The following is a 24240-nucleotide window of genomic DNA, read 5'->3' on the forward strand; positions in this document are numbered from 1 at the left end:
TTCTTATTTTTTTGTCGTCTTCTTAGTTGCTGTTTTCTTAGCAGCTGTCTTTTTAGCAGGCGTTTTTGCTTCGATCATTGCCTTTACCTCATCTAGAGATAACGCTGCAGCATCCACATCCTTACCTAGCTCTATCTTCGTTTTTCCTTTTAAGATTACAGAACGACCCCATCTTGCTTTCTCTACTCGGATACCTTCTTCTGCCCAATCGTGAATTACTTTATCCTTCTCTTTTTGGATCTTATCTTCGATTAGTTCGTTGATATCCGCTTGAGATAGATTGTCGAAGTTATACTTCTTATTCACGTTGATAAAAATACTGTTCCACTTTAAGTATGGTCCGAAGCGTCCCACACCTTTCTGTACAGGCAATCCTTGGTATGTAGCGATAGGAGCATCTGCTTGCTCTTTCTCTTTGATTAATTCTAATGCTCTATCTAGCGTCACATCAGCAGGCTCTTCACCTTTAGGCAGAGAGATAAATGACTTACCTACTCTCACATAAGGACCAAATCTACCATTGTTTACCTCTACTTCTTCTCCTTTATATTCTCCTAATACCTTTGGCAATAGGAATAATGCTAATGCTTCTTCTAATGTAATCGTACCGATATTCTGCTCAGCAGTAAGGCTAGCATATTGCTTCTCTTCATCCTCAGGATTACCAATCTGCGCCACAGGGCCAAACTTAGCTAAACGCACTAATACTGTACGTCCACTCTTAGGGTCAATACCTAATATACGCTCTCCAGACTCGCGCTCTGCATTCTCTTCCACATCTTTCACTGTTGGGTGGAAGTGATCGTAGAACTCTCTCATCATCTTAGCCCAATCCTCATTACCAGCTGCGATCTCATCGAAGTCCTCTTCTACCTTAGCAGTGAAGTTATAATCTAAGATTGTCTTAAAGTTCTTCACTAAAAAGTCATTCACGATCATACCGATATCTGTAGGTACTAGCTTCCCTTTATCAGATCCTGTTTTCTCTGTCAGCACCTTCTCTTTCACCTCAGCACCTCTAAGCATCATCATCTTATAGTTGCGCTCTTTACCTTCAGTCTCACCTTTTTCTACATACGTTCTAGCGATAATAGTAGAGATAGTAGGTGCATAAGTAGACGGACGACCGATACCTAGCTCCTCTAACTTCTTCACTAATGACGCTTCTGTATATCTAGCAGCAGGCTTAGTAAAACGTTGAGTAGCTACTAACGCATTTTGTTCTAATCCTTCTCCTATTCTCAATGCTGGTAAGATTCCTTCTACTTCTTCATCCTCATCATCATGCCCTTCTAAGTACACTTTTAAGAATCCTTCAAAAAGCAATACCTCACCCGTAGCCACAAATAACTCCTTAAACTTATTTGCTTCTATACGCACATTCGTTCTCTCTAACTGAGCATCACTCATCTGAGATGCCAAAGTACGCTTCCAGATCAGATCATATAGACGAGCCTGATCTCTATCTACAGGAGCACTGTGCAGAGCCATATTCGTCGGACGGATAGCCTCGTGCGCCTCTTGAGCTCCTTTGCTCTTAGTCGTATAAGTACGTGGTTTAGAATATTCTGCTCCGTAAGACTTCGTGATTTCAGCTGCTGCTGCACTCATTGCCTCTTTAGATAAGTTCACACTATCCGTTCTCATATACGTGATCAGTCCGCTCTCGTATAAACGCTGTGCTAACATCATCGTCTGACCTACTGAGTAGTGAAGTTTTCTAGCCGCTTCCTGTTGTAGTGTAGAAGTGGTAAATGGAGCTGCAGGAGATTTCTTAGCAGGTTTAGTCTCTAAATCTGCTACTCTATACGCTGCTCCAATATTAACTGCTAAAAAGTCTCTTGCTTCTTTCTCAGTCGCAAAGTTCTTAGGTAGTTTAGCTTTTAATGTTTTTCCTTCAGCAGTCTTAAACTCTGCTGATATATGGTAAGATGACTCTACCTTAAAGTCATTAATCTCTCTTTCTCTCTCTACGATAAGACGTACAGCCACAGACTGTACACGTCCAGCAGACAATCCTCCTTTTACTTTTTTCCACAATACAGGAGACAGTTCATACCCCACTAATCTATCTAGTACACGACGAGCCTGTTGTGCATTCACTAGATTATAGTCTATCTGACGTGGGTTATCTATCGCTTTTATAATCGCATTCTTTGTAATCTCGTGGAATACAATACGCTTTGTGTTTTCACTCTTTAAATTTAGTTCTTCCGCTAAGTGCCATGCAATAGCCTCTCCCTCGCGGTCCTCATCGGATGCTAACCAAACCATTTCAGCTTTCTTCGCAAGATCCTTTAACTTCTTAACTACCGCCTTCTTATCACTCGATACTTCATACTTAGGCTTAAAGTTATTCTCTACATCTACTCCTATTTCTTTAGAAGGCAGATCCGCTATATGTCCATAGCTAGACTCTACCTGATAATCCTGTCCTAAAAATTTTTCAATGGTTTTTGCCTTTGCAGGTGACTCAACAATCACTAAATTCTTTGCCATACTTCATTATTTTGTGAAGCAAAAATATATGATTTTTTTGAATATATCCGTGCCACTACTTATTAATGCTTCTTTTAACTAATATGCCAGCATATAAAAATTGTAATAATTACCTAGTTATTCGTAAAATAAACCAACATTCTAGTAATAAACCGATATATTGATTTTTTTTACAAACAAAATCAAGAAATTACACAATTTAATAACAATTCTCTAAATTTTTTAATTTTTACCTCTCTCAATGCTTTTATACCCCTTTTATTTCGCACAATGCTTAAAGTTTTCTAAACCTTTAGAAGTAAAAAAGTCAATAGTGAATGTGTTGTTTAACAACTAAACAATTTCCATTTTTTTAAAATCACTTTTTATTTATATGTTTTTGTTTAATGTTTATAGTTTTATATATGTGTCCCACTTTTGGGACAAGTAGTGGACCCTATCACTAGTTCATTTATTGGACTAGTGTATCGCACTATTCACTGTCTCGTTATCAGAAATCTCCTTGTACTCCATTTTATATTGATAGTAGATGGTTCGGGTAGAGATAGGGTACGCTTTTAGAAAATACGTCTCATCTCAAGTAAACACTGACTATCTCCGAACAGCTTCCGAACGAAAATAAACCAAAACAACACTAAATACTGAATATCAATAAAATAAAACAAAAACAAAAGCGCAAACGAAGTCAAAAAGGGATTATAGAGCCATAAACGCCAAATCATTTCATTAATGTCCATTTTGCAATAATCAACTCAACGACTTAGGATTACAACTCAAAGATTATGAGCAAAAAAGGTGTTCTAGGGCGTTAAATAAAATGGGCTACAAAAAAACCTTAAAACTAACACTGTCATCTTGTCAGTTAGACAAAAAAAAGTATCTTTGTCCCTTAAAGTAAAACATCCTTAAAGTATCTTATGGAAAAGGTAATTGACGAAAATAAACAAGGTACAAGCTTACATTTAGAACAAAAACAAGACAACAACAAGAAGCTATTCATCGAAAGCTACGGTTGTCAAATGAATTTCTCTGACAGTGAGATTGTAGCATCTATCCTATCTAACGAAGGGTATAATACAACAGACAACTTAGAAGAAGCGGACTTAGTGTTAGTAAACACTTGTTCGATCAGAGATAAAGCAGAACAAACTGTTCGAAAACGTTTAGACCAATACAACCAAGTAAAAAGAAAGAACCCTGGTATGAAAGTAGGTGTTCTAGGATGTATGGCTGAGCGTCTTAAAGCAAAGTTCTTAGAAGAAGAAAAAATCGTGGACATGGTAGTAGGTCCTGATGCTTATAAAGATCTTCCTAACTTACTTAAAGACGTAGAAGAAGGTAGAGATGCTATCAACGTGATCTTATCTAAAGATGAGACTTATGGTGATATATCTCCAGTGCGTCTACAGAGTAATGGGGTGACAGCATTTGTATCTATCACTAGAGGATGTGATAATATGTGTACATTCTGCGTGGTACCATTCACTAGAGGTCGTGAGCGTAGCCGTGACCCACAGAGTATCATAGAAGAAATCACAGACTTACAAGAGAGAGGATTTAAAGAAATCACGTTACTAGGTCAGAACGTAGATAGCTACCTATGGTATGGTGGAGGTCTTAAAAAAGACTTCGAAAAAGCTAGCGATATGCAGAAAGCGACAGCTGTAGATTTCGCTCAGTTATTAGATCAGTGTGCTACTACATTCCCTAAGATGCGTTTCCGTTTCTCTACTTCTAATCCTCAAGATATGCATATCGAGGTGATAGAGTCTATCGCTAGACATGAGAACATCTGTAAGTATATCCACTTACCAGTACAGTCTGGAAGCACACGTATCTTACAGGAGATGAACCGTCAGCATACTAGAGAAGAGTACATCGAACTAGTAGATAAGATCTATGCATTGATACCAGACATCTCGTTATCACAAGATATGATCACTGGATTCCCTACAGAGACTGAAGAGGATCACCAGGACACATTATCACTAATGGAACACGTGAGATATGACTTCGGGTTTATGTTCGCCTACTCTGAGAGACCAGGTACATTAGCTGCTCGTAAGTTAGAGGATGACATCCCTGAAGAAGTTAAGAAACGTCGTCTTTCAGAAATCATCGCTGTACAAAATAAAATCAGCCTTGAGCGTACAAAACGCTTTGTAGGTCAAACGGTAGAGGTACTTATCGAGAAAACATCTAAGCGTAATGAAGACGAGTGGTCTGGGCGTAACTCTCAGAACACTACAGTAGTATTCCCTAAGGAGCACTATAACGTAGGAGACTTCGTGATGGTAGAGATCGCTGACTGTACTTCTGCTACATTAATCGGTAAAGCGGTAGGATACTCTCCTATGCAAGGATAGTAAATAGCAATATTTAAAATATAAGAATGGAAAACCTTCAAGTCATAAAACAACGCTTCGAAATTATCGGTAACGATGTCAAACTAAACCGTGCATTGGAAAAAGCTATACAAGTAGCTCCTACTGATATCTCAGTCTTAGTCACTGGAGAGAGTGGTGTGGGTAAAGAAAGTATTCCTAAGATTATACACTCTATGTCTCATCGAAAGCACGGTAAATTCATCGCGGTGAACTGTGGTGCTATCCCAGAAGGGACGATAGACAGTGAGTTATTCGGACACGAAAAAGGGGCTTTTACGGGTGCTATAAGCACTCGTGAAGGTTACTTCGAAGAGGCAGATGGCGGTACGATCTTCTTAGATGAAGTAGGAGAACTACCTCTGACTACTCAGGTAAGACTATTGCGTGTGTTAGAGAATGGAGAGTTTATAAAAGTGGGGTCTTCTAAAGTCCAAAAAACAGATATACGCATCATCGCTGCGACTAATGTCAATATGATGGACGCTATCAATAAGGGCAAATTTAGAGAAGACCTATACTACAGACTGAGTACGGTAGAGATCACCTTACCTCCTCTACGAGAGCGAGGTGAAGATATCCATCTACTGTTCAGAAAGTTTGCTTCTGACTTCTCACATAAGTATAAGATGCCTCCGATAAAGCTAGAGCCTGCTGCAGCTGCATACCTTATGCGCTATAGCTGGAATGGTAATATCCGTCAGTTAAGAAACGTGGCAGAACAGATATCGGTATTAGAAACCACAAGAGATATTTCTCTACCTGTACTTCAGGGTTATTTACCTAACCATGACAGACAGTTACCTTCTATCGTGAATGGGCCAAAGGCAGAGTCTGACTTCAGCAATGAACGAGAAATACTGTACAAAGTCTTATTCGACATGAAGAGTGACTTAACTGATCTAAAGAAGCTGACACTAGAGCTACTACAACACGATAAAGGGACAGTATCCGAAACCAACAAATCTCTTATCCAAAAAATCTATGGTACGAAGAAGACTGAGCTACCAGAACTGATGGCTCCACCGAGTACTAATCTAGACATCATCGCGATGGATACTCCGGTATCTCCTAGTACTAATCTAGGTTTTCACGAGACTGTAGATGACGATGAGGATACTTCTAACTATCTAGAGGCTGAGACAGTAGACGATGAACCTCTAAACTTAGCAAATCAAGAGATAAAGCTGATCAAGCTAGCACTAGAAAGACATAGTGGTAAGAGAAAGGCTGCTGCTAAAGAATTAAACATCTCAGAGAGAACATTGTATAGAAAAATAAAACAATACGACTTATAGACATGAGAATCAAACAATTATTTGCTCTAATATTTATATCTTTATTTTTTACTAGCTGTAAATATTATAACTTTACGGGAACAGGTAAGATAGATGCTAACTCATTTCAGGTAAACTCATTCCAGAACAATGCTCCTTTAGTAGAGCCAGGTATAGAGCGCACCTTCACGATGTCCTTACAAGATCTAATCCAAAACCAAACTAGCTTAAGTCTTACTAATGCTGATGCAGACTTAGTATATGAAGGAGAAATCGTAGAATATCGTATCAGCCCGATGACAGCTACAGCTGATCAGAGAGCGGCTCAGAACAGACTATATGTGTCTGTGAATGTGCGTTTCTTCAACAAGAAGAAACCTGATGACGACTTCGAAAAGAGATTCTCATTCTACTATGACTATGATGCGAACGTACAGTTAGCAGGAGCTAGTCTTAACACAGCTATCGAGACTATCTATGAGCGTATCACACAGGATGTGTTCAATGAATCATTAGCTAAGTGGTAATTATATAAAAATAAATATCTTGACTCTAAACGAATTAGACATATTGCTCCGTCAACCTCAACAAATCCAAGAGAGTGACAGTCCTCAGTTAAAACAACTCATAGAGAAGTATCCTTACTTCCAGTCTGTGAGAAGTCTTTATCTGAAGAGCCTATATGTACAAAACAGCACAGAGTATAACCTAGAGTTAAAGAAGACTGCTGCACATACGCTAGATAGGGATATTCTTTTTGATTTTATCGTTTCTCCAGAGTTCGTTACGTATACTCCTATCATGATAGACATGACAGAGCCTACAGCTGCTGAGGAGACTGAAATACCAACAGAAGAAAAACCTCAACAAGAGGCTCCAGAACCTAAGCTAACCTCTACGGCTATTAAGAGCTTACTACAGTCTATCACCTTCCATGAGACAGACGATAAGGAAGAAATTGAAGATGCTGTGGAAGAAGTACCTACAGAAGTCACTATAGAGACTACTGAGGTCATCACAGAAGATCCTATCGAAACTACTCTAGAAGAAAAAGAGACTGTACAGCAAGAAATAGAAAAGCTAGAAGAGAAATTAGAAATAGGAAAGCCATTAAACTTCTCAGAAAACGAGAAATTGTCTTTCCAAGAGTGGTTACAATTATCTAAAATTAAGCCTATAGATAGAGAAAATGATTCTATTTTAACAGATTTAGAACAAAAATCAGATATCGAAAAACAAAAAAAAATAGAATTAATAGATAAATTTATAGAAACTAACCCAAAGATAGTTCCTACTAAGAAACCTACCGTAACCCCTGCAAACATTGACACTTCAGTACAAGAGAACAGTAGTTTAATGACAGAAACGTTGGCAAAAATATACTTAGAACAAAAGAAATATCAGAAAGCAATACAAGCTTATGAAATATTAATTTTGAAATATCCAGAAAAAAGTAGTTTCTTTGCAAACCAAATATTAGATATAAAAGCGTTACAACAACATAATAGTTAACACCATGAACACATTTACAATATTTTTAATCTTAATCGCAATTGTATGTTTTTTACTAATCGTAGTAATTATGGTACAGAATCCTAAAGGTGGAGGATTAGATTCTTCTTTCGGTGGATCTACAGTAGCTGGAGGAGTGAAAAATACAAATGATTTCTTAGATAAAAGTACTTGGACATTAGGTGCAGCATTAATCATCTTAATTCTGTTATCATCTACTAGTTTTAGTGGTGGAGCTGCTGGAGATTCTAAATTATTAGATCCTAACGCAGTAGTACCTACTCAAAATCTGACACCAGAAGCGCCTGCTAAGCAAGAAGCTCCTGTGACAACAGAAGAGGCTACTCCAACTCAAGAGACTCAAAATCAAGCTGAATAATTTTAGCTTTAAACAATACACGAAATGCCGGCTGTCAAGCTGGCATTTTTTTTTGCCTATAATGTCACTTTTTAGCTTTGGCACACTTTATGCCTTTTGATTATCTATAATAATTAAAAATAATAATTCAATTTCATAAACTATAAAACTATGGCAGTAAATATTAAACCACTTGCAGATAGAGTTCTTATCGAACCATTACCAGCTGAAACTAAAACTGCTTCAGGATTATTCATCCCTGATACAGCAAAAGAAAAACCACAAAGAGGTACTGTAGTAGCTGTAGGAAATGGGACTAAAGATCATGAAATGACAGTAAAAGTAGGAGATACTGTACTATACGGTAAATATGCTGGTACTGATCTAAAATTAGAAGGTACAGACTACCTAATCATGAGAGAAGACGACATTTTAGCAATCGTTTAAAATTGAATCATTAACAACTAAATCCAAAAGAATAAAATGGCAAAAGATATTAAATTCGACATCGAAGCTCGCGAAGGTTTAAAACGCGGAGTGGACGCTTTAGCAAACGCAGTAAAAGTAACATTAGGACCAAAAGGAAGAAACGTAATCATCGGTAAATCATTTGGTGCGCCTACAGTAACTAAAGATGGTGTGTCTGTAGCTAAAGAAGTTGAGTTAGAGAACACATTAGAGAACATGGGTGCTCAGATGGTGAAAGAGGTTGCTTCTAAAACGAACGACTTAGCTGGTGACGGTACAACTACTGCTACTGTATTAGCTCAAGCTATCGTAAAAGAAGGACTTAAGAACGTAGCTGCTGGTGCAAATCCTATGGACTTAAAACGTGGTATAGATAAAGCTGTAGAAATCATCGTAGAAGACTTGAGAAAACAATCTCAAGAAGTAGGTGGTTCTATGGATAAAATCAAACAAGTAGCATCTATCTCTGCTAATAACGATGACTTCATCGGTGAGTTAATCGCTCAAGCATTCGAAAAAGTAGGTAAAGAAGGTGTTATCACTGTAGAAGAAGCTAAAGGTACTGAGACTTATGTAGATGTAGTAGAAGGAATGCAGTTTGACAGAGGTTATTTATCTCCATACTTCGTTACGAACTCTGAAAAAATGGAAGTAGAATTAGATACTCCATATATCTTATTATACGACAAGAAAGTATCTTCTCTTAAAGAACTTTTACCAGTATTAGAGCCAATCGCTCAATCAGGAAAACCTCTATTAATCATCGCTGAAGATGTGGATGGAGAAGCGTTATCTACATTAGTAGTAAACAAATTAAGAGGAGCGTTAAAAATCGCTGCTGTTAAAGCTCCTGGATTCGGAGATAGAAGAAAAGCTATGTTAGAAGATATCGCTATCTTAACAGGTGGTGTGGTTATCTCTGAAGAGCAAGGATATACATTAGAAAATACTACTTTAGAAATGTTAGGTACTTGCAAGAGAGTTAACATCGATAAAGACAATACTACTATCGTGAGTGGTGATGGTGAAGTTGATATGATCAAAAACAGAATCAACCAAATCAAAGCTCAAATGGAAACTACTACTTCTGACTATGACAGAGAGAAGTTACAAGAGCGCTTAGCTAAATTAGCTGGTGGTGTAGCTGTATTATACGTAGGTGCTCCATCTGAAGTAGAAATGAAAGAGAAAAAAGATCGCGTAGATGACGCTCTTCACGCTACTAGAGCTGCTGTAGAAGAAGGTATCGTAGCTGGTGGTGGTGTAGCTTTATTAAGAGCTAAAAATACTTTAGTTGATATCAAAGCGGATAATGCTGATGAAGAAACAGGTATTGCTATCATCGCTAAAGCAGTAGAAGCTCCATTGAGAACTATTGTTGAGAATGCTGGATTAGAAGGTTCTGTAGTTGTTTCTAAAGTATTAGAAGGAAAAGAAAACTTCGGATACAATGCTAAAACAAACGAGTATGTAGATATGCTTAACGCTGGTGTAATCGATCCTAAGAAAGTAACTAGAGTAGCTTTAGAAAATGCTGCTTCTGTAGCTGGTATGATCTTAATCACTGAGTGTGCATTAGTAGACATTAAAGATGACAGCGCTGCTGCTATGCCTATGGGTGGTGGTATGCCAGGTATGATGTAATACCTTATCTTATTTCAATATTAAAAAAGCCAGTTTATATAAACTGGCTTTTTTTGTTTACATCTCTCTTAGTAATCTATATGATTTACTCCCATTACAATTTGAATACTAAATACTTATAATATATTTTATATCTTTGTATTCATAATTCTCGCAGACTCATGATCACAAGTAATACATCTAAAGATTTACAGAACTACTTACAATTTATTGAAACCAAATCAATAGATTCACTGAAAGAAGGTTACTTTCATGTAGACCATGTGATAGATGCTTTTCAAAAAGGAGAAGAGATGGGGAGTCAAAAGACTTTAGAAAAACTCAAGGATAAGTTCGTAAGAACTACAACACAAATGTTTTTATATGGTTTAGACTTGATTCACTTACTAGAAGAAAAAGGATACAAGACAGTTGACTTCTATGTTAATCCTTATACTTATAAATTCATTGTCGTTACAGAATTAGAAAACACCTTTAATGAGGGTTATATCAATACTTTCTTTACTATAGCCTACGATAAACAAAAGCGATTTAAAGATGATTTTGGGACAGAGGCACATTACTTATTCGTAGAGAATGAAGGATTAAATACAGAAGAACTAAAAGCTGATGGCTTTATTAATATTTGATCCTTATGAATAATCGCCTTGAACATGCTAAACGCAACCATCTCCTGTCTGAAAAACTCTATCAAGAAGGTGAGTTTTTAGATTGGGCAAACACAACAGCGTTCTATGCTGCACTACACTACGTTCAAAGCAAACTACTCCCTAATGTATATAATGGTGTCTACTGTGAAAGCATAGACAATGTATATATAGCATTAAACACCAAAGGTAAACATGAAGCTACTTGTGAATTAGTAAAAGTAGGATTACCTTCTATTGCAGAGAAATATAGCTATCTAATGAATTGTAGCTTCACAGCACGATATAAGAGCTATATAGTACATAAAGAACAAGCTAAACTTTGTCAAAAGTTTTTAAGCTGTATAAAAGATGAATGTGATAATGAACTTTAGACAGTTCTCTACTCATCCGAAATAACAAAAAAGGCTTAGTGTATTCAGTACACTAAGCCTTTTTTAGATTACTTATTTTAAACTTCTTACTTAGAAGTAATTTCTTTTAAGTCTGCAATAGTTGCGATAGGATCAGCAGCACTGAACACAAAGTTACCCGCTACTAATGCATCTACTCCAGCATCTACTAGAGCTTTTGCATTTTTATTATTAACTCCTCCATCTATCTCTATCATTACCTTCGCTCCTTTAGCATCTATCATTGCTTTTAGTTTACGCACTTTCTCATACGTATTCTCAATAAAGCTCTGTCCGCCAAAACCAGGATTAACGCTCATGATAAGTACTAAATCTAAGTCTTGAATGATGTCTTCTAATACACTTACAGGTGTATGTGGATTAAGTGCTACTCCAGCTTTCATACCTTCTGCTTTAATAGCTTGTACAGTACGGTGTAGGTGTGTACACGCTTCATAATGCACAGTCAAGATATCTGCTCCTAGCTCCTTAAACGTCTTAATATAACGATCAGGGTCTACTATCATTAAGTGAACATCTAAGGTCTTCTTAGCATGCTTATTAATAGCAGCTAATACTGGCATTCCAAAAGAAATATTTGGCACAAATACTCCATCCATAATGTCAATATGAAACCAATCTGCCTGGCTGTTGTTCACCATTTCAATATCTCTCTGAAGATTAGCAAAGTCTGCTGCTAATACTGAAGGTGCTATAATCGTATTTTTCATATAATTGTGTTGTTTGTACAAAGATAAAAAAAATCCCAACAGCGAAGGCTCTTGGGACGTATATTGCTTATTGTTTAATAACTTCTGCTTCGAATAATTCAGAAAAATATTGGATAATCTTAGCTCTTACCTCATCTTCATCTACCTGCTCTACACCTAGTTCTACATTCAGAGAAGTAACTCCTTTACCACGAATACCACAAGGGATAATATTGTCAAAGTAACCTAAGTCCGAGTTTACGTTTAAGGCAAAACCGTGCATCGTTACCCAACGTGAGGCTCTTACTCCCATCGCACATATCTTACGTGCAAAAGGCGTTCCTACTCCTAACCATACTCCTGTCTCCCCTTCACTTCTACCAGACTCTATTCCATAATCTTTTAAAACTAAAATGATAGTCTCTTCTAATAAACGCAGATACTTATGTATATCTGTAAAGAAGTTCTCTAAGTCTAAGATAGGATATCCTACTACCTGACCAGGTCCGTGATAAGTAATATCTCCTCCTCTATTAATCTTATAGAAGGTAGCTCCTTTTGCCTTTAACTGTTCATCGTTTAAAAGCATATTGTGTACATCTCCGCTTTTTCCTAATGTGTAAACATGTGGATGCTCTACAAATAGCAAATAGTTATCTGTATCATCTGTACGTTCTTCTCTTCTATTTCTAATTTTGACATCTAAAATAGATTGGAATATCTCTTCTTGGTAATCCCAAGTATCTTTATAATCTTTCTCGCCTAAATCAATAAGCTTTACTTGTTTATTCATTGTGTTGTTTGTTATTTATTGTATTTAGGATTATTTAGTATGACTAATGCCGCAATAACCCCTGGTACCCAACCTGCGATAGTCAATAGTGTCACAATCAAAATAGATCCACATCCTTTGTCTAAAACGGCTAAAGGTGGTAAAAAAATAGATAATAATACTCTTCCTAAACTCATGGCTAAATAATTTTGTCTGATACAAATTTCGGCATTTTTTAGTCAACTCCCTCGTTAATGAAGTTAAAATGATGAGACCTACCGCGTTTTATTACAAAGTATTGCAAATTAAGTCGTTTTATAGCGAATACTAATTGTCGCATTTTCAAAGATTAACTATATTTGCCTTTTAAATTAATTTACAGTTATTATGCAACTTTCAGAACAAGAAATCATCAGAAGAGAAAAGCTGAGCAAGTTACAAGAGCTTGGTGTGAATCCCTATCCTGCTAATCTATTTCCAGTAGACCATACATCGAAGGAGATAAAGAACGATTTTGAAGAAGGTAAGAAGGTTATCGTGGCTGGTAGATTAATGTCTTCAAGAATTCAAGGAAAAGCTTCTTTTGCAACTATTCAAGATAGCGAAGGAAAGATTCAGTTATATATCAATCGTGATGAGTTATGCCCAGGAGAGGACAAAACTCTTTACAATGAGATTTACAAAAAACTTATTGACTTAGGTGACTTCGTTGGTATCGAAGGAGAGTTATTCACTACACAAGTAGGAGAAAAAACAGTACGTGTACAAGGATTACAACTATTAAGTAAATCTTTACGTCCACTTCCATTACCAAAAACGGATGCAGAAGGAAATACATTTGACGCTTTTACAGATCCAGAATTGCGTTACAGAATGCGTTATGTTGATTTAGTGGTAAACCCTATAAATAAAGATATCTTCATTAAGCGTACGAAGTTATTCAACGCTATGCGTCAGTTCTTCAACGAAGCTGGTTATATGGAAGTAGAAACTCCTGTATTACAGTCTATCCCTGGTGGAGCTTCTGCTCGTCCATTCATCACTCACCACAATGCATTAGATATTCCTCTATACTTGAGAATCGCTAATGAATTGTACTTAAAACGTTTAATCGTTGGTGGTTTTGATGGTGTGTATGAGTTCTCTAAAAACTTCCGTAACGAAGGAATGGACAGAACACACAATCCTGAGTTTACAGCTATGGAGATTTATGTAGCTTATAAAGACTACAACTGGATGATGGAGTTTACAGAGCGTTTATTAGAATTCTGTGCTATCGCTGTTAATGGAACTACTAAAGCTACTTTCGGAGAACACGAAATCGACTTTAAAGCTCCTTACAAACGTATCACGATGGCTGACTCTATTAAAGAGTTTACAGGATTTGATATCACTGGTAAATCAGAAGATGAGATTCGTCAAGCTGCTTTAGGCATGGGTATTCCAGTAGATGAAACAATGGGTAAAGGAAAACTTATCGACGAAATCTTTGGAGAGAAATGTGAAGGAAACTATATCCAACCAACATACATTACTGACTATCCAAAAGAAATGTCTCCATTGACAAAAGCTCATAGAGATAATCCAGAATTGACAGAACGTTTTGAGCTAATGGTTTGTGGTAAAGAGATTGCGAATGCTTACTCTGAGCTTAATGACCCTATCGACCAAAGAGAGCGCTTCGAAGCTCAAATGGCTTTAGCTGATCGTGGAGATGATGAAGCGATGTTTATCGACCAAGACTTCTTACGTGCATTAGAGTATGGTATGCCTCCTACATCAGGATTAGGTATCGGTATGGACCGTTTAATTATGTTCTTAACCAATAATCCTTCTATCCAAGAGGTGCTATTCTTCCCTCAAATGAGACCAGAGAAAGCAGCTCCTTCAGTAGAGTTATCAGATGAAGAGAAAATCATTATTCAGATATTAGAAAACAATGACAATAAAGTAGAATTAGGCTCTCTAAAAGAACAAGCTGCTTTAAGTGGTAAGAAATGGGATAAAGCAATGAAAGGACTTGCTTCTCACAATCTTACTAAAGTAGAAACTGAAGGTGACACAAAATATGTAGTGTACCAACACTAAGAAATAAAAAACGAGACTATTAAGTCTCGTTTTTTTTTATATCTATATTCAAGTATCATCTATTCTTCCTGAAGGATATGCTCAAGTTCTCTAACTAACCACTATCTTTTATTCAAGAAAATGACTTGCGATAATGATCTGGTGTAATCCCTTCTTGTTTTTTAAAGAATGTAACAAAGTAAGACGTACTATCAAAGCACAATTCCTGCGCAATCTCATTGACATTAAATGTACTAAACTGCAACAATCTCTTTGCTTCTACCACAATGCGTTGACGAACTAATTGTCCTGCAGTAATGCCTCGCTCCTGTTTACAAAGTTTATTTAGATAATTAGGAGTCACACAGAGCTTCTCAGCGTAAAAAGAAGGCGTTTTAGCCTCTTTAAAGTGAACTTCGACCAAATCCATAAAAGCAAGAATACGATCGTTATAACCAACCTTATTGTACTCTATCGCAAAATGCTGATCATCTTCATCCACACTCTGCAACTCACATAACAATATATTTAAATAAGAACGCAGAACCTTCATTCGATATACTCTATCAGTACTATACTCCCCCAACATCATATCCACCAATAACACAACCTTAGTACGTACACTCTCACTTACTATCTGCTGAGAGGCACTATCTAATTGAAAAAAATCAAAATAACGCAATATGTTCTCATGATAGCGTTGAGAAAAGAAAGAATCCTCAAAACCTATGAATATACCTGTACATTCAGTATTGAACTGCATCTGTACAATATCACCTGGCTTAATAAAATAAACACTCGACTGATAATCAACATAATCAACCCCATTAATCTTAATAGAATAGTTTCCCCTATACACAAAGACAATCATATAGAAGTTAGCCCTAAAACTATCTTTTAATAAAGGATAAGCATTGCCTAAGGCACTTATTGACTTAATAAAAAATGAAGACTGATCCTGTGTAAAATAATTGATTGAAAAGGATTTTATAATCTTAGTAGACATAAGAATCTTTAATTAATATTATACATAAGCTCACTGACCACACTATTATAAAATAGTCGATCAAATAATCACATTATAAATACTAATTAAACGAGGGGAGGACGTAGATCCTGACGGATAAATAAAGAGGAATATAAATTATTATATCTATCATAAACCTTATGAACACCTTTTATATCGAAATTAGGAGTAGGCAGTTCAGATTTATAATCAACATACATCAAAACAAAAGCAATATTATATACCTGCTTAACGGCATCTTTCTTTTGTTCTTCCTTAGCTATCTTAGCTAATTCTTGCATTAGATAACACTGTCCATTACAATGCATCTCAGGTTTGTCTTGATTCACACATAAAAAAGTAGCGATATAATCATAGTCTACCAGATAGTCTACCAACGGCACTACTGGTCTAAATACTAATAAGGATATGATTATAAACAAAAACTTTCTCACAATACAAATATACGCTAACCTAAGGTATAAAAAAAAGCGTTACCTAAATAGTAACGCTTCTAATCTATATTATCCTAAATAAGTTTTTAAGATTTTACTTCTAGACGTATGTTTTAATCTACGAATAGCTTTCTCTTTAATCTGTCTAACACGCTCTCTTGTAAGATCGAATGTTTCTCCTATTTCTTCTAATGTCATAGGATGTTGATCACCTAAACCGAAGTATAAACGTACAACGTCAGCTTCTCTAGGAGTCAAAGTCTCTAATGCTCTCTCGATTTCTGTTCTAAGAGACTCATGAATAAGCTCTCTATCTGGATTAGGAGACTCACCTGAACGCAATACATCGTATAAGTTAGAATCTTCTCCTTCTACTAACGGAGCATCCATTGATAAATGACGACCAGAGTTTTTCATACTCTCTTTTACATCATTTACAGTCATATCAAGTTCTACAGCGATTTCTTCTGCTGAAGGTGGACGTTCATTAGATTGCTCTAATAAAGCATACATCTTATTAATTTTATTAATAGAACCGATCTTATTCAATGGTAAACGTACGATACGAGATTGTTCTGCTAAAGCTGATAAAATCGACTGACGAATCCACCATACTGCATAAGAAATGAATTTGAATCCTCGTGTCTCATCAAAACGCTGTGCAGCTTTGATCAGACCTAAGTTTCCTTCATTAATTAAATCGGGTAATGTCAATCCTTGGTTTTGATATTGCTTTGCCACCGATACTACGAAACGTAAGTTTGCTTTCGTTAATTTCTCTAGTGCTCTTTGATCTCCTGCTTTGATTCGTTGCGCTAACTCTACTTCCTCATCCGCAGTAATTAAATCTACTTTACCAATTTCTTGCAAGTACTTATCTAGAGAAGCGGTCTCACGATTCGTTACCTGCTTGGTAATTTTAAGTTGTCTCATATTATTTCTATCCTTATTTTTGCTATGATGTGCTCTTCACACATTAGTTATACGTATACTATTACTAAAAGGTTACAACATTTTTAAAAATATTTTTTAACCTCCTATTATCTACACAAAAAAAGCGCCACAAAATCAAAATCCTGTAGCGCTAACTCTATTTTATAAAAAATATAACTCTTTTATCTTAGTAGTAATTCTCTTTACTTAATTCTAACTCATCTACCTCTACTTCATCCAGATACCTTTCTAAGCTATCATCTAATTCCTTCATCCATGGTGTATGATGCTCTTCTGCAGTGACACCTGTCATCACAGAAGTATATACTTTATCTCTATAATTTAGAATATTAGTTTCTTTATCATTTAACCAACTTTTAAACATCTCTGCCACTCTATCTAGATCAAATGTAGGATAATCTGTCATCTCTATCAATTCTTTGATATAATCAGTCTGGAAGTCTACATGCTCCTCTCCTGTTACAGATGTTTTTTCTAGTTCTACCCACTTAGCGATATCCTTATCCCTAATTTCTTTGTTAGGTAAAGCGATACGCCCTAACATATAATCTCTAGCAAACCAAGCTTGCGTATCGAACATATTGAACGTATAATACTGATCTTGCATCCCTAAAAAGATTAGTCGCTCATTCTCATTGAATACAACTCCTTTGTACAGATTATCTGGATATAAATTATTCTTTGTCTTTAACCTTAAATTATCTGGTAAGAACGGAAACTTATGTTGGTACCCCGTACACAGAATTACTGCATCATATTCCTTCTTAGAACCATCTTTAAAGTGAGCCACATTATCCTCGAAGTGCGTTACAATAGGTTTCTCCTCAATCCCCTTAGGCCATTTAGCCCCAATAGGATTGGTTCTATACGAAATAGTAACTGATTTACTACCGTGTTTAAAACATTGTACACCAATATCCTCTGCAGAATAACTACTTCCTATCAATAAAATATCTTTATCTATAAACTGATCTGCGCCTCTAAAATCGTGCGCATGCATCACAGTCCCAGGGAAGCTATCTATTCCCTTAAAATAAGGCATATTTGGCGTTGAGAAGTGTCCAGTTCCAACAACTAAGTAATCGAAGTACTCTTCAAAAGTTTCATTCTTTACTAAGTCATCGAATATAACTCTAAACTGCTTCTTATCTTCTAGGTAATCTACCCATCTAGCCACAGTATTAAACTTGATAAAATCCCTTGCATTACTCTGCTTAATACGCCCTTGGATATAATCGAATAACACCTCTCTCGGTGGGTATGAAGATATAGGTTGTTTAAAGTGCTCCATAAAAGTATAATCAGAGAACTCTAAACACTCTTTAGGCCCATTAGACCATAAGTATTTATACATACTCCCGTGTATTGGTTCACCATATTTCCCTACACCTGTACGCCAAGTATAGTTCCACATTCCTCCCCAATTATCTTGTTTTTCATAACATTTAATCTCTGGAATAGGGTTACCTTTTTTTTGTTCTGACTCGAACGCACGTAACATGGCTAATCCACTCGGACCAGCACCAATAATTCCAACTTTTAAATTTAACATAACTACATAACGAATTTGTCCTCACTATAAAGTGAAGAAATTAATAAAATGATTATCACTGATTGCTCAGCCGAGATAGAATACCACATGTTCGTATTCTATAATAGATACATCTAATAAGCGATGTACATTAGGCAGCATAATTATATGCTGAAAATAAGGTCAAGTATATCAAACTTGAATTTGGATAGGAGTTGAATACACATGCTAAAAATATATAAGCATGCCACCCCCTATTAACGTTAATTGCTAATATAATACAAATTAATGACTTAACCAAAAAACACCATTATTAACCGCAAAAACACAACTACCACAATGACAATAATCAGCAGTATATAATATCGATATGGAAAGAGGAGGTCAGATATACTAACATATATCTAGGATAGCCACTACCTGACTAGCTATCTCATAAAAATGAATACAAAAAAAGGACATCTATTACTAGATGTCCTTTATATAATAAAAAGAATTACTCTTATTTATTTTCTTGTTTTGGAGCCGCGTCTTTTTTCTCTTCTCTAGGAGGACGTGGCATTAAAGCTTTACGAGATACTTTAGCTTTTTTAGTTTTAGGGTCTATACCTAAATACTTAACATCTAATTCATCTCCCATTTTAAGAACGTCAGATACATTCTCAATACGTTTCCAATCTAATTCAGATACGTGAAGTAAAGTTTCTTTACCTGGTACAAATTCTACTACTGCACCGAAGTCAAGCATCTTAACCACTTTCACATGGTAAGTCTCACCTTCTACTGGAGAGAAAGTAGTATTACTAATAGCTGCTAATGCTCTATCCATACCTGCTTGATCAGTACCTAATACTTCGATGATACCATAATCACCTTCTTCGTTAATAACGATAGTAGTACCAGTTTCTGCTTGAAGCGCTTGGATGTTTTTACCACCTGGTCCGATAACTGCACCGATAAAGTCTTTAGGAATTGTAACAGTAACAATCTTAGGAGCTTTAGGTTTAACAGTAGGATTAGGCACAGCGATAGTTTCTTGTAATAATCCTAAGATATGCATACGACCATCAAGAGCTTGTTTTAACGCTTGCTCCATGATATCATAAGCTAATCCTTCGATCTTAATATCCATTTGACATGCAGTGATACCATCTTTAGTACCAGTAACTTTAAAGTCCATATCTCCTAAGTGATCCTCATCACCTAAGATATCAGACAATACAGCCCAACGTCCAGTTTTTGCATCAGAGATAAGTCCCATTGCAATACCTGAAACTGGTTTTTCAATTTGAATACCTGCATCCATTAATGCTAGAGTACCAGCACATACAGTAGCCATAGAAGAAGAACCGTTAGACTCTAATACCTCAGATACTAAACGAATAGTATAAGGACAGTCTGCAGGGATCATGTTTTTCAAAGCACGTTGTGCTAAGTTACCATGACCTACCTCTCTACGAGAAGTACCTCTTAATGGTTTTGCCTCACCTGTAGAGAATGGAGGGAAGTTATAATGTAAGTAGAACTTCTCTTCACCTTGCTCACTTGGTAAGTCGATAATATTCGCATCTCTTGATGTACCTAATGTTACAGTAGCTAACGCTTGCGTTTCACCACGTGTAAAGATAGAAGATCCATGTACTGAAGGTAAGTAATCTACTTCACTCCAGATAGGACGAATCTCAGTAGTCTTACGACCATCAAGACGAATGTTTTGATCTAAAATAAGGTTACGTACAGCCTCTTTTTGAGTTTTCTTAAAGTATGTACTGATCAGTTCAGCTTTCTCTACTAAATCTTCTTCAGAGAATAAAGCTTTAACTTCTTCATACACCTCAGCGAATTTCTCTCCACGCTCAGCTTTAGCACTAGCATGAGAAGCTATTTCATACAATTTAGCATACGCTGCATCATGTACGATTTTCTCCACCTCTGCATCAGTTGCTTCTGGTTCGTACTCACGGTAAGTAAGTCCTAATGCAGCACGCATCTTCTCTTGAGCTTCGATCTGAAGTTTAATCGCCTCATGAGCAAACTTAATTGCATCAATCATTTCTTGTTCTGAGATTTCTTTCATCTCACCCTCCACCATACATACAGAGTCTTTAGATGCACCGATCATCATATCAAGATCAGATGCGTCTAGTTGTTCTCTAGATGGATTGATGATGAACTGCCCATCAACGCGAGCAACTCTTACCTCAGAAATAGAATTATAGAATGGAATATCTGATACTGCTAATGCTGCAGAAGCAGCTAATCCAGCTAATGCATCAGGCATTACATTTTCGTCATGAGACATTAATTGAATCATAACTTGTGTTTCTGCGTGATAGTCATCTGGGAACAATGGACGTAAACAACGGTCTACTAGACGCATTGTTAACACCTCTTGGTCACTTGGACGAGCCTCACGTTTAAAAAAGCCTCCTGGAAAACGTCCAGCAGCAGAAAATTTTTCTCTGTAATCTACAGTTAAAGGAAGGAAGTCTACACCAGGGTTAGCAGTTCTCGCTGATACAGCTGTAGCTAAAAGCATACAGTCTCCCATACGAACAACTACAGAACCATCTGCTTGTTTCGCTAATTTCCCAGTTTCGATCGAGATGCTACGGCCATCTCCTAAATCGATAATCTCTTTAGTTACCTTAGGAATCATAATAAATTAATACTTTAGGGTTTCTGTCTCTCCGAAGAGAGACATTAATAATTGTGTGTTGTGTTGTGTGTGTTGTTGTGTAGTTGTATGAAACCCAATGAAAAACCAGTCTTTTTCTGCAAAAAGGCTAAAAAGAAAAAGAGGCGCACAAAGGCACCTCTTCTCTATATTGATTATTTTCTAATACCCAATACTTTGATAATCTCACGATATCTGTTAATTTCTGTATTCTTTAAGTAGTCAAGAAGTCTTCTTCTTTTACCTACTAAAAGAACTAATGAACGCTCTGTATTATAATCTTTACGATTTTTTTTCAAGTGCTCAGTTAAATGCGTGATTCTGTATGTGAACAAAGCGATTTGTCCTTCAGCAGATCCAGTGTTAGCTGCAGCTCCACCGTGTTGTGCGAAGATCTCAGCTTTTTTCTCTTTTGATAAATACATGCCAATATTATTTTTAATGATTTTTATGCATGAAATACGGTGTATCCGTATTTACGTTTGCAAAGGTAATTTTATTTTTCAAAATACAACTATAAATAATATACTTTTTTTTAGGTTCTTATCTACCCGCTAGTACATTGATTACCAATACTTCAATTAATAACAGCATAATCTAAACATAACGCAAGTCTTCTTTATAATAGGAACTAAATAAACAATTTAGCTATTTCTACATTTAGTAATTCTAAAAATGATTGATCCTCAGCTGTAAATGCATTAATCGTATTAGAATCAATATCTATTTGCCCGATATTAACTCCATCAACAAATAACGGAACTACGATCTCAGACTTAACAGTAATACTACAAGCAATATAATTATCTTGAGCAGTCACATCTTCTACTAAAAAAGTCTCATTACTAACAGCCACCTGTCCACAAATACCCTTACCAAAAGGAATCACTGTATGGTCTGTCTCAGGACCGCTGTAAGGCCCTAAATGAAGTACTCTCTCTTCTGGCACTGCAAAGTAGAACCCAACCCAATCATAGTACGCTATTTTCTCATTTAACAGAACACATACTTGCTTTAACTTCTCTGTTCTATCTAATACATTAGATTCTAATATTGCCTTAGTTGCCACTAAAAGCTCTTGATATAAATTATTCATCTTAATTATGGTTTTATAGAAAAACAAATATAACAATCACTTCATTCTATCAATAGAAGTATTTCAAAAAAACTTACACATAGGTATAAAAGCAAAAAAGCATTAGAACTCACCTCTAATGCTTTTTTCAAACAACAATATGTAATTTCGTAGCCAAACTCACAAACTACAAAATATAATAATCTTTTTTATAGCAATTCTTCTTATTCCTTATTCGTATTGCTTTATCAAATACTTTATCAAATCAGTACTAGTAAGCATGCCTACTAATATATTTCCATCCATAACAGGCAATGATCTAAATCCTCTTTCGATAATTATTTCGGCTGCATCCTTAATACTACAATCTGCTTGTATAGTCACAACGTCCTTAACCATTACTTGTTCTATAGAGAACATATTATATATAGTGGTATCGATAATATCATCATTATCTCCTACCGTCTCTGCTAAACTAATTCTTACTAAGTCAGTATAACTGAGAATCCCTACTAACTCTCCTCCAGATAACACAGGAAGATGTCTAATCTTGTTCTCTTTAAATAACTTTTCAGCATTTGTCAATGAATCTGTTAGATTTAACTTGACAAGTTTTGAAGCCATAATACTAGAAATTGGTACATTCTGTCTCATATCATAACTTATTTTGTTAGGACAAATGTAACCTAACACTATATCTAAAAATATGATATTTATCAGATTCCAGCTTTTTTCATTTATTTTTTAAAAAAAGGCAATTTTATTTTCAGTCTAACACAACACCAACTGCATCCTCCCCTAGCGTTTATCAATACTTATCACTTCACACAAAAGAAATCTACCCAAACAGAATAATCTCTCCCCAATACAAAAAAGGAATATTTTCTCCCTCTTCAACAGTCTTTTTTATTACTAAAATAGGGGTGGTCGGCTTGTGGTCGGCATATGATAGGCATGTGCTCGGCTAAAAAGTACTATAAATAAGCCCATCACTACCCGATCACATCCCCATCAATATCCGATAATATAGAGACAGTAGCATAATAGATACACAATCAAAGTATAAAACAGGCTTTTAAAAAATCTACGGATATCATTCTTAGTATTAGATTATGCAGATAGAATCAATGACTTTACAAAATAGGAAGATGTACTTAACAATACAGAAGCTATCACACTGCAGATATAAGCATACCTAAAGACCATGAATAATGACTCTAGTTCATGGCTATCTGGGATATATTCCCAAGATAGAGAAGGTCGGACCTACATTCGATAATATTTTCGGATGGAATGTTATCTATACAATTAGCAATAAGCAGACGATGGTGATAAATCCGAGTAAATGGAAGTAGTTAACATAACCTCTTTTTTTACATTAATACTGGTATTCTAAAAAGATAAAAATACATTCACGCATGTTAATGTGGTACATCTGTTATTTATTATAGCTGTTTTAACGTACATTTGATATAATAAAATCGATCCAAATGATAAACAAAGAATACAACAAAGAAGATAATATTGATTCTTTAAAGCAATTAATAAAGGCTCAGAAACTTACAGTAAAAGAGATTAAAGATAGAATTGAGAGATATAGAAATAATATACAATATTTGCTTAGTATCAATAAACCAACTCCATTTATTAACAATCCACAAGCAATTAAACTTGCAATTCCTTACTTAGATAATTTAGCTGATTATATAGAAATCATAGAATTATATAATGAAGGTAAAATCGATTTACCTGTATAGTAATGTATATTACTAAAACAGATAAAGCCGTATTATTTACGGCGCTATCTTTGAC

General features: G+C 35.8%; 24 protein-coding genes. 12 read left to right on the forward strand and 12 right to left on the reverse strand.

The window, feature by feature from the left end:
- Nucleotides 1–3: 3 nt before the first annotated feature.
- On the reverse strand, nucleotides 4–2499 hold the full coding sequence (gene topA, locus MPR_RS16165) for a type I DNA topoisomerase (RefSeq protein ID WP_041894333.1): 2496 nt from the start codon (nucleotides 2497–2499) through the stop codon (nucleotides 4–6).
- A 917-nt stretch (nucleotides 2500–3416) separates the two neighbouring features.
- Between topA and miaB the strand changes: the two genes are divergently transcribed.
- From miaB to MPR_RS16210, 9 genes are all read left to right on the forward strand, one after another.
- Nucleotides 3417–4865 carry a tRNA (N6-isopentenyl adenosine(37)-C2)-methylthiotransferase MiaB gene (gene miaB / locus MPR_RS16170; protein WP_041894335.1) on the forward strand — a complete coding sequence of 483 codons (1449 nt, stop codon included), beginning with the start codon at nucleotides 3417–3419 and terminating at the stop codon, nucleotides 4863–4865.
- Between the two features lie 26 nt (nucleotides 4866–4891).
- Complete coding sequence (locus MPR_RS16175; protein ID WP_041894337.1) at nucleotides 4892–6181, forward strand: sigma-54 interaction domain-containing protein; 1290 nt, start codon at nucleotides 4892–4894, stop codon at nucleotides 6179–6181.
- 2 nt (nucleotides 6182–6183) lie between these two features.
- Nucleotides 6184–6687 (forward strand): LptE family protein, encoded by a 504-nt coding sequence (locus MPR_RS16180; RefSeq protein ID WP_041894340.1) that lies wholly within the window; start codon nucleotides 6184–6186, stop codon nucleotides 6685–6687.
- A 19-nt stretch (nucleotides 6688–6706) separates the two neighbouring features.
- Nucleotides 6707–7672: a tetratricopeptide repeat protein gene (locus MPR_RS16185; RefSeq protein WP_041894343.1), complete on the forward strand. Its 966-nt coding sequence runs from the start codon at nucleotides 6707–6709 to the stop codon at nucleotides 7670–7672.
- A gap of 4 nt (nucleotides 7673–7676) precedes the next feature.
- Nucleotides 7677–8051: a preprotein translocase subunit SecG gene (gene secG, locus MPR_RS16190; protein ID WP_041894345.1), complete on the forward strand. Its 375-nt coding sequence runs from the start codon at nucleotides 7677–7679 to the stop codon at nucleotides 8049–8051.
- 150 nt (nucleotides 8052–8201) lie between these two features.
- A complete protein-coding gene (locus MPR_RS16195; RefSeq protein WP_006266878.1) occupies nucleotides 8202–8477 on the forward strand; it encodes a co-chaperone GroES in 276 nt (91 codons plus the stop codon).
- A 36-nt stretch (nucleotides 8478–8513) separates the two neighbouring features.
- The gene (gene groL / locus MPR_RS16200) at nucleotides 8514–10142 is read left to right on the forward strand and encodes a chaperonin GroEL (RefSeq protein WP_041894348.1); all 1629 of its coding nucleotides are present in this window, start codon (nucleotides 8514–8516) and stop codon (nucleotides 10140–10142) included.
- 161 nt (nucleotides 10143–10303) lie between these two features.
- On the forward strand, nucleotides 10304–10771 hold the full coding sequence (locus MPR_RS16205) for a hypothetical protein (RefSeq protein WP_041894352.1): 468 nt from the start codon (nucleotides 10304–10306) through the stop codon (nucleotides 10769–10771).
- Between the two features lie 5 nt (nucleotides 10772–10776).
- Nucleotides 10777–11163 carry a hypothetical protein gene (locus MPR_RS16210; RefSeq protein WP_041894355.1) on the forward strand — a complete coding sequence of 129 codons (387 nt, stop codon included), beginning with the start codon at nucleotides 10777–10779 and terminating at the stop codon, nucleotides 11161–11163.
- An 86-nt stretch (nucleotides 11164–11249) separates the two neighbouring features.
- On the opposite strand, the gene rpe is transcribed toward MPR_RS16210, so the two are convergent.
- The 3 genes from rpe to MPR_RS18400 form a co-directional block, all read right to left on the reverse strand.
- Nucleotides 11250–11912 (reverse strand): ribulose-phosphate 3-epimerase, encoded by a 663-nt coding sequence (gene rpe / locus MPR_RS16215; RefSeq protein WP_041894357.1) that lies wholly within the window; start codon nucleotides 11910–11912, stop codon nucleotides 11250–11252.
- A 67-nt stretch (nucleotides 11913–11979) separates the two neighbouring features.
- Nucleotides 11980–12684, reverse strand: coding sequence for a lipoyl(octanoyl) transferase LipB (gene lipB / locus MPR_RS16220; RefSeq protein WP_006259662.1), 705 nt, complete (start codon nucleotides 12682–12684; stop codon nucleotides 11980–11982).
- An 11-nt stretch (nucleotides 12685–12695) separates the two neighbouring features.
- A complete protein-coding gene (locus MPR_RS18400) occupies nucleotides 12696–12860 on the reverse strand; it encodes a YqaE/Pmp3 family membrane protein (RefSeq protein WP_006259663.1) in 165 nt (54 codons plus the stop codon).
- 190 nt (nucleotides 12861–13050) lie between these two features.
- Here MPR_RS18400 and lysS point away from each other — a divergent pair, with 190 nt between their 5' ends.
- Nucleotides 13051–14751 carry a lysine--tRNA ligase gene (gene lysS, locus MPR_RS16225; protein WP_041894360.1) on the forward strand — a complete coding sequence of 567 codons (1701 nt, stop codon included), beginning with the start codon at nucleotides 13051–13053 and terminating at the stop codon, nucleotides 14749–14751.
- A gap of 112 nt (nucleotides 14752–14863) precedes the next feature.
- Here lysS and MPR_RS16230 read toward each other — a convergent pair whose 3' ends face one another.
- The 8 genes from MPR_RS16230 to MPR_RS16265 form a co-directional block, all read right to left on the reverse strand.
- Entirely contained in the window at nucleotides 14864–15736 is an 873-nt protein-coding gene (locus tag MPR_RS16230; RefSeq protein WP_041894362.1) for a helix-turn-helix domain-containing protein, read from the reverse strand.
- A gap of 86 nt (nucleotides 15737–15822) precedes the next feature.
- Complete coding sequence (locus MPR_RS16235; protein WP_235280467.1) at nucleotides 15823–16191, reverse strand: hypothetical protein; 369 nt, start codon at nucleotides 16189–16191, stop codon at nucleotides 15823–15825.
- A gap of 69 nt (nucleotides 16192–16260) precedes the next feature.
- A complete protein-coding gene (locus MPR_RS16240) occupies nucleotides 16261–17124 on the reverse strand; it encodes a sigma-70 family RNA polymerase sigma factor (RefSeq protein WP_002987652.1) in 864 nt (287 codons plus the stop codon).
- A 187-nt stretch (nucleotides 17125–17311) separates the two neighbouring features.
- Entirely contained in the window at nucleotides 17312–18697 is a 1386-nt protein-coding gene (locus MPR_RS16245; RefSeq protein ID WP_041894366.1) for a trimethylamine monooxygenase, read from the reverse strand.
- A gap of 481 nt (nucleotides 18698–19178) precedes the next feature.
- Nucleotides 19179–21335, reverse strand: coding sequence for a polyribonucleotide nucleotidyltransferase (locus tag MPR_RS16250; protein WP_016650334.1), 2157 nt, complete (start codon nucleotides 21333–21335; stop codon nucleotides 19179–19181).
- A 173-nt stretch (nucleotides 21336–21508) separates the two neighbouring features.
- Nucleotides 21509–21778 (reverse strand): 30S ribosomal protein S15, encoded by a 270-nt coding sequence (gene rpsO / locus MPR_RS16255; RefSeq protein WP_006259669.1) that lies wholly within the window; start codon nucleotides 21776–21778, stop codon nucleotides 21509–21511.
- Nucleotides 21779–21984: 206 nt separating this feature from the next.
- On the reverse strand, nucleotides 21985–22449 hold the full coding sequence (locus tag MPR_RS16260) for a GAF domain-containing protein (protein WP_041894370.1): 465 nt from the start codon (nucleotides 22447–22449) through the stop codon (nucleotides 21985–21987).
- Nucleotides 22450–22659: 210 nt separating this feature from the next.
- The gene (locus MPR_RS16265) at nucleotides 22660–23082 is read right to left on the reverse strand and encodes a CBS domain-containing protein (protein ID WP_006262186.1); all 423 of its coding nucleotides are present in this window, start codon (nucleotides 23080–23082) and stop codon (nucleotides 22660–22662) included.
- A 557-nt stretch (nucleotides 23083–23639) separates the two neighbouring features.
- Between MPR_RS16265 and MPR_RS18830 the strand changes: the two genes are divergently transcribed.
- Together MPR_RS18830 and MPR_RS16270 are read left to right on the forward strand one after the other, a co-directional pair.
- Nucleotides 23640–23783, forward strand: a complete 144-nt coding sequence (locus MPR_RS18830; RefSeq protein ID WP_175469359.1) for a hypothetical protein — start codon at nucleotides 23640–23642, stop codon at nucleotides 23781–23783.
- Between the two features lie 135 nt (nucleotides 23784–23918).
- The gene (locus MPR_RS16270; RefSeq protein ID WP_041894373.1) at nucleotides 23919–24185 is read left to right on the forward strand and encodes a hypothetical protein; all 267 of its coding nucleotides are present in this window, start codon (nucleotides 23919–23921) and stop codon (nucleotides 24183–24185) included.
- Nucleotides 24186–24240 lie beyond the last annotated feature (55 nt).

It is taken from the genome of Myroides profundi (assembly GCF_000833025.1).
GTDB classification, from domain to species: Bacteria; Bacteroidota; Bacteroidia; order Flavobacteriales; family Flavobacteriaceae; genus Flavobacterium; species Flavobacterium profundi_A.